Below are 9739 nucleotides of genomic sequence, written 5' to 3'. Positions count from 1 at the left end.
GTTTGGGTATTTTTATTGCTGTTATTGAGGATAGCGCCTTTCGACTTTACATCGAACTGGCGATAGGTGTTACGTGAGACACCTGCAGCACTGGGGGTCTGAATATTGACCAGTGGCAAGCCATTTGCTGTTTCATTAACAATCGGTTGCTGATTGGCTGGGGCATTTGGATCGGCAATGATGTCTGCATAGGTTGGGCTTGTCATTATTACCAGACTACTGATGACAAGCATTGAGAAAATCAATGGGCGCAGAGTGGCGAGGACCATAGCGCAAGGTGTTGTTGGTACGATAGGGTTACTTCCCGAAGAGTGACATCCGACGTTTTCTGCAACCACCATCATCAAACCGCGTGCTCTGTTAAACACCACCCTGAATTTATTTTTGTTCATCTTGTTAATCCCTTATCTCAGATGATTCAACGAAACATAAATCAAAAGGTCAGGTTCAAATTGAAACCTGTTGCCGTACTAGCTGTTTCAAACCCTCTGGGCTTTTTAAGTGCTTTTCCCATAAACACGTCATAACTAAATCCGCCAAAGACCCCTCTTAACCCCATTACGATTCCTGCCAGCTGCCTACCTAGTAAAAGATCACTGGATTGACCGCCGACTTCGCCATAGTCCAGCCCCCAGTAAACTGCCTGCCCCGTATTGCCGATCAATGCGCTTAGGTCATTACGTAAGAACCAGCCGTTATCCGCACTTAAATTCCATTGACCGTCAAAGCCCCGAACGGTGTAACGATTACCGATAGACAGGCGATCCTGTGGTGTTAATGGTGTGAAATTATATTGGCCACGAAATTGGGTTGAGTAACGCAGAGCCTGCTCACCCCATGGAGCTTTAACAGAAAATGGCAAGTCGAAACCGAGGTCAGCCGTCAGTATTTCCATACGTGAAGTCCCTTCATCAAAGGTTTCTTCAGGCGCCTTGAGAGCATTCATTGCTCCAGTCCCCCGCTTGTAAGCTAATTTGTAATCCAGCAGCGATTGTCCTAAATACCAGGTTTGACGGAAACCGAACTCCCAGCCCGCGGTACGGCGTCTTTGCACTTCAATTTCTGTATCGTTTATGTAGTTAGAGGATTTTCTGAAGAACCCGCGAAATGAAAGATAGGTTTTATTGATAGCATTGCGATATATGAGACGACTGGCCTTGATATCCGAGTTTTGGCTGTGACCACTGTAGGTGTAGGATTGATTAATACCGGACACCACTTGATGATAGTCATAGTTGGAAGTGTTCAAGCCGAATAACCAGTAACCAACGGGAAACGAATAATGAATAGTCTGGCCGTCAGATCCACGTTTGCCTGATTCGCCCCCACCCAGATCATGGTTGGAATTGACGTAGAACAAGTCATTGAGCATCAGTAAATTGTCACCAGACAAGGTAACGCCAGCCTGATATTTTCCGGTGGAATCGAACCCGGCATCATCAGCGCTGATAGTCAGTCGAAATGGAAAACGCTGCTGATATTGAATCACCACATCACTTTCACCAGGCACAGCATCTGGCCCTTCTGCCGGCTCTATCTGGATATCGACTTCAGTAGTGGGTACTCGTTTAAAATTCTCCAGACCTTGCTCAATATCCCGCAGATTCAGAATGTCTCCGCGTTGAACAGGGATCGCATTCCATCTGGTCGCTCTTGCAGATACGCCTTCAGCAAAGTGAACCTTCCTGACTCTGCCGGGTATCACCGTAAGTTGTAATAAACCGGATTTAATATCCTGTGGAGCTGCCAGCACCCGGGTAGTTACAAAGCCCCGCGCAATAATGGCATTTTGAATACGGCTCATTGCGACATTAATGCCTTGTGCCCCAAGGCAACCTCCTATGGCGGAATCATTGCCATCCGTTACGGCAGATAAAGCAAACTGAAATTCTGCAGCGCTTTCTCCAATCAGTGAGACATTGGTGATAGAAAAACAGGGAGATTCACTGTCTGGATAAACGAGGAGCTCTGGCGGAGAAGCTGGATTTGGTATTCGTACATCAGGAGAGATTTCCTGTTGCTCGCGAAGCTGACGCTCGCGCTCTTGCTGTAGCAGTTGCTCTTGTGCGGCACGATCGATAACCGTAGCACCAGCATAAGCTGCTAGAGAAAATAAATTCCATATAACAAACGCCCCTACCCGAAGATAGGGTGCTCGTCTTCCATGACGAAATTCCATTTTTTTCTTCTTGAAGTCCTTTCAATTACCAGAAATAGTAATTCAAGAGCAAAGACACAGGCAACGCTCAATCGACATGGAATGACAAAAGTGTGCGCCAGTTAAAATTTTTATGGATAACCGATTATCTTTAATCCAGATTGATTTCAAACATTTGCTTATTATCAACTGCTGGGAAAAACGCTGGCCTTTCATGCATCAGCACGATAAGCATTTTATCCTGCCATTGCGGATACAAACACTGCCAGATGCGTTCTGCCATCTCTACATCAATGCCGTTAAATGGCTCATCCAGCAAGATCAGTTTCGACTCTTTTAATAAAAGTCTTGCCAGACAGATCCTTCGGGCCTGACCACCTGATAGTTGGCTTCCGGTATCACCCAACCAGCTGTGTAATCCAGCTGGCAGTTGTTTGGCCCAATCATCCAACTCGACTAAAGTCAGTGCCTTCCAAAGTTGTTGTTCGTCGACTTCATCCAGCCCCAGTGTCAGATTGCTATATAACGTTGCGGCGATAATGCTGTTTTGCTGAGTCAGATAACCAATCTGCTTATGCCAAGCTTGTGTTTGGTCGATTCGCAATGGAATGCCGTTTATCAACAACTGATATGGCGTTATAAATGAGTCTGGTATTTCAAGGCCTGCCATTATATTGGCTATTGTCGACTTGCCGCTTCCAGAACGGCCACTGATTAACAGACATTCAGATGGATTAAGTTCAAAAGCAAAAGCGGTGTCTATGCTACTGATAACTTTGGGGTAATCTGCCACCATCATCGACAATCGTTCAAGCTCTGCCAGCGTCAATTTATCTGAAGCTGAATGCTCTGCCAGGGGTTGTAGGCGTTCAGCGGCATAACGTGTTCTGCCCCACTGCCCCAGCTGGCCTGGCAGGTTTAACAGTAACTCACCCAATCCAAATACGGCCAGAAACAACATGACGGCGACCGGTCCACTGAAAAGCTGATTCTGGTAAGCAAATAACGCTGCAATTGCTACGGCGATGACCAGCAGCCCATGGCAGATATTCACTATTAACTGTGCGTTGGCAATATGTCGATTCAGTTTTAGCTGTGACTCGCCAATCTCACTCAATGAACTGACTAATCTTGCTTGCTCCGCTTGTTGCAGATGCGCCGCCTGAAGTTCCAGCTGGCCCTGAAGATGCTCTATGGTTTGTGAGCGGGCCTGGTTAATCTGCCGGGCATAATCGCTACTTATCTGCGAGGTTTTCCGGGTAAAAAAGCTGAAATAAATACTCCCCAACAACAGCGTGACAACCCCAAAAACCAGCCCCAGCGTTAACCAGAAAAAACTGATAAACACAGCAAGGAATAGCACGCTGGATAGCACAACCATTAGGGGTAACAGTAACTTTAATAACAGGCTATCGAGATTATCCAGATCCGTAGTTAACCTACTCAGCCATTCACTATCCTGAGTATTTCGCAGTAGCTGAACCGGCAAGTCCATCAGGCCGATAAACAGGGTTAGTCGAAATCCGGCAATGACTCTTAACACCATATCGTGGCTATGCAGACGTTCAAAATACCGTCCCACTGTTCTACTTAACGCAAAAAACCGAATGCCTCCACCCGGTCGGTAGATATCCAACAAGACGGCAGTGCCAGCGGTTATCGCCAGACCGGTGATGGCCGTAGCCGTAATCAGCCAACCAGACAACGCTAATAACCCCATGGCGGAAATAGCCGTTAATAAAGCCAGTAGTAAAGAGATGATTAAGCGCTTTTTCTGGTTTTGCAGCACTTTGATTAACCAGAACTTGAGTGGCGCAACACTATTTTGAGAATGGCTAGACATCGTTAGTCATTCTCCCGACGGGCAAACTGCAACTGGTGATCGGCTAGTGCCAAGACATCGGCATCGTGGCTGGAAATTACTAAAATACACTGCGGTTTTAATGCAGTAAGCGCCGCCAGAACATATTGACGACTTTCTGCATCCAAACTGGCCGTCGGCTCATCAAGCAATACCAATGGTGCTGGTGAAAGTAACACTCTTGCCAGTGCCAGACGTTGCAATTGCCCTCCTGACAGTCCTTCACCATGTTCATTAAGTTGACTGTCTAAACCTTTGTTTCTATATAAAATTAAACTTTCAAAACCTAGCTGACTTAATACCTTATGCATTTCCTTTTCGGTTGCATCTGGGGCCAATACGGCAAGGTTATCTGCCCAACTGCCGTTAATGATCCACGGTTTTTGAGGCAGATAACGAATCGCTTCCTTTCCCATCGGCTGGTTATTTAAAAGCACTTTGCCGGATAACGGAGGCAGATAACCGGCCAAGGTATGCAATAGCGTGGTCTTGCCACAGCCGGATGGACCGTTAATCACCAGACACTGCCCATTACTCAACTTAAGATTGATAGGGTCCTGAAGAACATCCCCAGGCTGATAACCGATACACAGATCGGTGGCAATTAACATCGAAGAGGAATCGTCTGCAGTGAGTTCAAAAACATCCTCTGCTGGAGACTTAGTAGCGTCGTCGGGTAAATGTTTCGCAATATGTGAGGCGGCTGCCATTGCCGCGGCACGGTCATGATAGAACTGGGATAGATTTCGTAAGGGCTGAAAAAACTCGGGGGCCAGCAACAGAATAAATAAACCGCTGAATAATGTGATATCTGCCGCCGGGCCCCAGGTGATGGAGCCAAACAGAGCAAAACCTATATAGATGGCAATACTGGCAATGGCGACGCTGGTAAAGAACTCCAGAACGGCAGATGAGAGAAAGGCCAGCTTCAGGGTTTTCATCACGACCTGACGATAATCCTGACTCCTCTCTTCGACTTCTGTTAAAGCCTCATTCTCTGCTGCAAACAGTTTTAACGTGGTGAGATGTTTGACGCGATCCAGAAAATGTCCGGCCAGACGCTGGCGTTGGTAAAAAAAGCGTTGATTGACCGCTTCAGCTCCCCAACCTATCAGCATCATAAATAACGGAATTAACGGTGCCGCCACCAGTAAAAACAGTGCAGCCAGCCAGTTGTAATAAAACACCACTATTAAAATCAACAGCGGTGTCAGCAATGCCAGCAATTGTTGCGGCCAGAATCGGGCGAAATAGCCATCCATCGACTCAACATCTTCAATCAACTGGCTGGCCGCTGCACCGGGAGAACGTTGACTATGGATTAACGCACTGGTTTGTCGCCAACCATTGAGGACCTGCTCCCGTAAAAATTCTCGGGCATGCAGACTGCCCAGTTGGGAGTAATGCTCCTGAGCTCTGATTAGTACCGTTCGTAAAATAAGACTCAGCACCATCAGCAAAATCAACATGGATTGCTCAACGAGTGGTTGCTGCTGGATGATTAAATCATAGGTCAGTTGTGGGAGAGCATACCATTGCATAATCATTGCAACGGTCGCCAACACGCCCATAAAAACAGCCAGAAGCAATCTGCTTCGCTGCTTTTGGGTAAGCTGTTTTAGTAAGAAACGTCCGGCTTTATTCAGGGCCTGTTGATCTTTCATAGCCGCCTATTCAATAACTGAAAATACGCCTGTATTAAGGCGCGTGCGCGAATGTCTTCAAACGCTATGGTACAGACGCATTCCGCAGGGTATTAAGACCAACTGCCTCCAACAACGTTGGTACCTGCTTAGGAAGAGTACCTAAATTTCAGCATTTGCGTCGTGTTGGAAGCAATTTGTCTGGGCGGTCGTGACTAGGAATTAGTGATAACCACCTTTCACCTTGCCACGGAAAATATAGTATGACCAGGCGATATAGCCCAGTACAAACGGAATCACAAACAGGAACCCCAGCAACAGGAACAGTTGTGATTCATAGGCCGAGGCGGCATCCCATAGCGTGTAATCGGGTGGCACCAGATAAGGCCATTTACTGGCGAGCAGGCCGAGATAGGTGAATAAAAACAATCCCATGGTTGCCACAAACGGCATGCCTTCCTGTTGTTTTTTTACAGCGCGGAACACCAGAAAGGCACAGTAAAGCGCTAATATTGGCAATAACCAGATGATTGAAACGCCATTAAACCACCGGTTGAGTACGCCTTGATCAACAAACGGTGTGTATAAGCTGACAACACCAAACACCGCCAATACCGCTATCAACAAAATTGGGGTAATTTTGTATGCCCACTGTTGCAGTTCACCTTCCGTTTTCATAATCAGCCAGGTGCTGCCCAATAAGGCATAACCTGCGACCAGACCTAAGCCAGTAATAACAGTAAAGGGCGTTAACCAGTCCAATGCACCACCGACATACACAAAGTTACTGGTTTCAAACCCCTGAACATAGGCCCCGACCACAGCTCCCTGTGCAAATGCTGCCACAAACGAACCACCGGCAAAGGCCCAATCCCATAAGTATTTGGTGGTATTCGCCTTAAAGCGAAATTCAAACGCAACGCCACGGAAAATCAAGCCTGCCAACATCAAAAACACGCCTATATATAAGGCAGGCAGAAACACCGAATAAACCAGTGGAAAGGCAGCCAGTAATCCCGCACCGCCTAACACCAGCCAGGTTTCATTGCCGTCCCATACCGGTGCCACAGAGTTCATCATAATGTCGCGTGAATGATCATCCGGGGCGAAGGGATACAAAATGCCCTGCCCCAGATCAAATCCATCCATCAATACATACATCATTACCGCAAAGCCAATAATTCCGGCCCAGATAACTACTAAATCGAATGGCTGATCCATCACAGACCTCCTTCTAAATTGGCATTGGCAGCAGATATTGGCCGTTGAGCTTTTTCAACATCTGAATCAACATGTTCAGCCTTGGCCGTTTCCAGTCCGCCGCGAAATACTGTCATCAGATAAAACACCCCAGCACTGAACACCATGGCATACACTGCGATATAACCAATCAGCGTAAACAAAGCCATACCTCCAGTTAATGAAGGGGTTAACCCTTGCGCGTGAGTCATCTGTTCATATATCAACCACGGTGCCCGACCAGTTTCGGTCACGATCCAGCCCGATAACACGGCAATAAACGGTGACAGACTCATCACCCGCAAGCCATTGAGGAAGGTTCTGTTTTCCAGGTAGCGCCCGCCTCTGCGTAACCAGAGTCCTGCCAGGCCAAACAATACCATCAACATTCCCATTGCTACCATCACTCTAAAGGCCCAGAACACAATAAATACCGGTGGCTGTTTGTCCGGCGCCACTTCATTTAATCCAGGCACTTCACCATCCCATTCATGGGTCAGGATAAAGCTGGCCAGTTTAGGAATCTTAATTTCAAAAAGATTCTGCTGATTTTCCTGATCCGGCAAGGCAAAGAGCAACAAAGGCACACCGGTTCCGGTCTCCCAGTTACCTTCCATCGCCGCGACTTTCATTGGCTGGTGTTTCAAGGTATTCAAGCCATGGAAATCCCCCACCAACACTTGTGCAGGCGCCAGGATCAGAATCAACCACAAGGAAATTGAAAGTGCTTTTTTATTGGCTTCCAACTCCCGTTTTTGCATGATGAACCAGGCAGTTACCCCCGCGACTACAAATGAAGCCGTCAAAAATGACGCCAGTGCCATATGCATAAAGCGGTAACCAAAGGAAGGATTGAAAATTGAGTCGCGCCAGGACGCCACATAATAGAGCCCATCGCGAAGTACCAGTCCATCTGGTGTATGCATTAACGAATTAGCGGCGAGAATCCAGAAAGAAGAGATAAAGGTACCTAAGGCCACCATGATGGCCGCAAATAAATGCACGCCTTGTGGGACTTTATCCCGACCAAATAACAGCACACCAAGAAAGGCTGCTTCCAGAAAGAACGCTGTCACAACCTCATAACTGAGCACTGGCCCGAGGAAATTGGCGGTTGCGTAGGAAAAGTTACTCCAGTTGGTACCAAACTGGAATGACATCACTATGCCCGAGACCACGCCCATTCCGAATACCACGGCAAATACCTGAATCCAGAACTTCGACAATCGCTGCCAGATTGGATTACCGGTCTTAAATGACAACGCTTCCAATACAGCGATGAAACTTGCCAGGCCAATCGTAAAGACTGGGAATATGGCATGAAAACACACCACGAATGCAAACTGAATTCGTGACAGTATTAGCGGGTCGAGTTCCATGGTGCCTCCGTTTTTTTGGTCAGCTACAAAAGCCGGGAATGGCCTGTTTACTGACTACAAATATCATAGGAAGTGCGACACAAAAATGATTAAGATCAATTTTTTTGGAATTTCGATAAATAACCCTACTTAAACATAGGTTAAGCATTGTCAGAAATGAATTGTTTAAGATGAGACTTGTCACTTTTATAGAGTGCTTTATGTAAGCACATGAAGATTTATTGGCATTGGGATACTTTCTTTATCAGGATAACAACGATAGTCTGGTATACGAATTTACCGAATGAAATAACGTTTCATGTATCTCAGGAGGAAAGAATATGGAAGTAGAAATTCAAGATGAAAAACATACTGGTCGAGTTGCTGCAGTTTTTGGAGATAAAGACTCAGCGAATGCTGCAAAGCAAAAACTCGTCAATAATGGTATTTCGCCTACGGTCATCAATATCGTCAAACCTGAAGACAACAATATCAGCAAAAAAATCGAACCAGAAAGTCATGGTATTGCCAAAACCATAGTGAAATCACATGGCTGGTTGGGCCTTATTGGGATGATACTCGGTTTAATCATAGCAACTGCCCTGGTCATCAGTGGCCCCGAAATGACTCAGTCCAGTCCGTTATTCACTTATCTGGTTTTTATCTTTTTCGGTTTGACCTTTGGCATGATGATCGCCGGTGCTGTATCAATACGTCCCGATCATGATCCCTTAATTACCAAAACAGTTGAAGCCAGTCATGAAAATCATTGGACAGTGATTGTGCAAACCGATGATCATGAAGAAATTGATTTGATCAAAGACCTGCTGGAAGGATCAGCCATTTCCATCAGTGAAACATTTTGATTTTTCCGTCCACTTATTCAACCAACGAGTCGGTCCTTTCCGGCTCGTTGGGAATAATGCCCAGCAAATTTTTACCTAACAGCCTTTAAACAAAAAAATATTTTTTTTATTCACCAAATTGGATCTATTTCGGTGATCGCGCATGGCATCTTAGTTACCGCCTGATCATCCCAAAGTTATCCACATCTAATGCACAATTTATGTGCAACTTATCCCCTTGCTAAGTCTTTAAAAACACATTATCTTGTGGTTCAATCATGTTGCGACCACAATTTGTTGTGGTTTGCCGTTTTTTAAGTCTTACCACACAATGCAGGGAAAATCACTATGGCGAGCGAAGCAGAACACTACACCCAACCCTCCTCTGAAACCGGTTACAAAGTTATTCGTCGTAACGGCAAAGTCACTGAGTTCAATAGCAGCAAAATTGCTGTTGCGTTGACCAAGGCATTCTTAGCCGTTGAAGGTGAAGCAGCCAAAGATAGCCGACGTATTCATGAAACCGTTGCCGAACTTACCCGTCAGGTAAGTGAAAATCTGCTGCGACGTCTGGATGATGGCGGCACCGTACATATCGAAGATATTCAGGATCAGGTTGAACTTGCTTTGATGCG

8 protein-coding genes are annotated in these 9739 nt (G+C 46.2%); 2 read left to right on the top strand and 6 right to left on the bottom strand.

Features of this window, described 5'->3' with window-relative positions; all coding sequences use genetic code 11:
- The 6 genes from B3182_RS05270 to B3182_RS05245 all read right to left on the bottom strand — a co-directional run.
- The coding region (locus B3182_RS05270; RefSeq protein WP_292751863.1) for an ESPR-type extended signal peptide-containing protein at positions 1 to 392 on the bottom strand (392 nt) is incomplete at its 3' end.
- A 41-nt stretch (positions 393 to 433) separates the two neighbouring features.
- Positions 434 to 2179 (bottom strand): ShlB/FhaC/HecB family hemolysin secretion/activation protein, encoded by a 1746-nt coding sequence (locus tag B3182_RS05265; RefSeq protein ID WP_292356923.1) that lies wholly within the window; start codon positions 2177 to 2179, stop codon positions 434 to 436.
- A gap of 130 nt (positions 2180 to 2309) precedes the next feature.
- Positions 2310 to 4001, bottom strand: coding sequence for an amino acid ABC transporter ATP-binding/permease protein (locus B3182_RS05260; protein WP_292356925.1), 1692 nt, complete (start codon positions 3999 to 4001; stop codon positions 2310 to 2312).
- 2 nt (positions 4002 to 4003) lie between these two features.
- Positions 4004 to 5683 (bottom strand): thiol reductant ABC exporter subunit CydD, encoded by a 1680-nt coding sequence (cydD, locus tag B3182_RS05255; RefSeq protein ID WP_292751860.1) that lies wholly within the window; start codon positions 5681 to 5683, stop codon positions 4004 to 4006.
- 201 nt (positions 5684 to 5884) lie between these two features.
- A complete protein-coding gene (cydB, locus tag B3182_RS05250; protein ID WP_292356929.1) occupies positions 5885 to 6883 on the bottom strand; it encodes a cytochrome d ubiquinol oxidase subunit II in 999 nt (332 codons plus the stop codon).
- The gene (locus tag B3182_RS05245) at positions 6883 to 8280 is read right to left on the bottom strand and encodes a cytochrome ubiquinol oxidase subunit I (RefSeq protein WP_292356931.1); all 1398 of its coding nucleotides are present in this window, start codon (positions 8278 to 8280) and stop codon (positions 6883 to 6885) included. The genes cydB and B3182_RS05245 overlap by 1 nt, the downstream gene beginning before the upstream one ends.
- A gap of 320 nt (positions 8281 to 8600) precedes the next feature.
- Between B3182_RS05245 and B3182_RS05240 the strand changes: the two genes are divergently transcribed.
- Together B3182_RS05240 and B3182_RS05235 are read left to right on the top strand one after the other, a co-directional pair.
- Positions 8601 to 9125 carry a hypothetical protein gene (locus tag B3182_RS05240; RefSeq protein ID WP_292356933.1) on the top strand — a complete coding sequence of 175 codons (525 nt, stop codon included), beginning with the start codon at positions 8601 to 8603 and terminating at the stop codon, positions 9123 to 9125.
- Between the two features lie 327 nt (positions 9126 to 9452).
- A partial coding sequence (locus B3182_RS05235) for an ATP cone domain-containing protein (RefSeq protein WP_292751857.1) occupies positions 9453 to 9739 on the top strand: 287 nt, incomplete at its 3' end.

The sequence above is a fragment of the Methylophaga sp. UBA4204 genome (genome assembly GCF_002379485.1).
Taxonomy (GTDB): Bacteria; Pseudomonadota; Gammaproteobacteria; order Nitrosococcales; family Methylophagaceae; genus Methylophaga.
This window is presented reverse-complemented; position numbering and strand designations above follow the sequence as displayed.

Coding starts and splice junctions, on each gene's coding strand:
- B3182_RS05265 (WP_292356923.1), bottom strand. CDS start 2,179: ATGGAATTTCGTCATGGAAGACGAGCACCCTATCTTCGGGTAGGGGCG.
- B3182_RS05260 (WP_292356925.1), bottom strand. CDS start 4,001: ATGTCTAGCCATTCTCAAAATAGTGTTGCGCCACTCAAGTTCTGGTTA.
- cydD (WP_292751860.1), bottom strand. CDS start 5,683: ATGAAAGATCAACAGGCCCTGAATAAAGCCGGACGTTTCTTACTAAAA.
- cydB (WP_292356929.1), bottom strand. CDS start 6,883: ATGGATCAGCCATTCGATTTAGTAGTTATCTGGGCCGGAATTATTGGC.
- B3182_RS05245 (WP_292356931.1), bottom strand. CDS start 8,280: ATGGAACTCGACCCGCTAATACTGTCACGAATTCAGTTTGCATTCGTG.
- B3182_RS05240 (WP_292356933.1), top strand. CDS start 8,601: ATGGAAGTAGAAATTCAAGATGAAAAACATACTGGTCGAGTTGCTGCA.